The 1,069-nt window shown below is 60.8% G+C and carries 1 rRNA gene and 1 pseudogene; both read left to right on the forward strand.

The annotated features are described in order from the left end of the window. A pseudogene (locus SREC43747_RS20040) lies at positions 1–404 on the forward strand (FkbM family methyltransferase); the annotation flags it as partial. A 572-nt stretch (positions 405–976) separates the two neighbouring features. After that, positions 977–1,069 (forward strand): 16S ribosomal RNA (locus SREC43747_RS20045); the annotation flags it as partial.

The following is a 1,069-nucleotide window of genomic DNA, read 5'->3' on the forward strand; positions in this document are numbered from 1 at the left end:
CGGAAGAGGGAGGGATCTCGGTGGAGCCGGTGGTTCCCGGTGCGGAAGGTGCCGTGCTGCGGGGTCGGCGGCTGGACCGGGTGCTGGCGGAGCAGGAGCGGCTGCGCGACCGCAAGCTGTCCGTGGTGCGCGTGGACGCTGGTGCGTGCGTGCATCGGGTGCTCGGCGGTTTGAGCGAGTTGCTGCTCCGCGACCGGCCATCGGTTGTGTGCACGTTCACACCAGATGCGATAGGCCGTTTGGGTGATGATCCCGCGGCGGCGCTTCAGGAGTTCGATGCCTGGGGGTACGACTTGGTGCCGGTGGGCCGGGAGCGTTCCGTAGAAGCGTTTGCCCTGCTAGAGGCAATCAAAGCGACTGGAGGAGCGAGCACCGTGCAGCTTTGGTTGCGACCGCGCGAGTGAATCCGTGGATTGGACCAGAGGGGTTACGCAAGCCGCTGAACAGGCGATTTGACATTCACGTTGAGTGTGCGTAACTTGTACATCGCCGCACGGGAAGCCGGACGGAACAGGACGCAAGAGCCTGGCGAGGACGGCGAGAGGGAGCGCCCGGAGCGAGAGCTCGTGGAGCGCACACCGGCCTGGGGCGCGCGGTTGACACCGCGAAGCGAACCAGGTAAGATGGAGCGGCTGCCAGAGGTGGAAGTTCTTCTGGTAAGATCCAATTGACAATTGATCTACCGCTGGTTGGTGGGCCTGAAGTTTTTGGTTTCTCCGCCGGTTTTCGGGGATACCCCCCTGTGAGAGCCGAATTTCGGGTTTGCTAGAGTGGTGGAGTCAGTGAGCGGGGATCGCACTGGATTTCCGGTGTGTTCTTTGAGAACTCAACAGCGGGTTTGTTTGGCTAGTGTTTGTGGCCCTGATGCTTTCTGGCCCTGTTGTGGGGTTGGGGAGTGTTGGTGGTTTCTTTGAGTGAAGCGAATGCGCATGCCTTGTGGTGTGTGTGTTTGTTTTGCTGGGGTTGAATTCAGGCATTGTTGGAGAGTTTGATCCTGGCTCAGGACGAACGCTGGCGGCGTGCTTAACACATGCAAGTCGAACGCTGAAGCTCTGCCCTTGTGGTGGGG

The organism is Saccharopolyspora rectivirgula DSM 43747, from assembly GCF_000497205.1.
Classification (GTDB): Bacteria; Actinomycetota; Actinomycetes; order Mycobacteriales; family Pseudonocardiaceae; genus Saccharopolyspora; species Saccharopolyspora rectivirgula.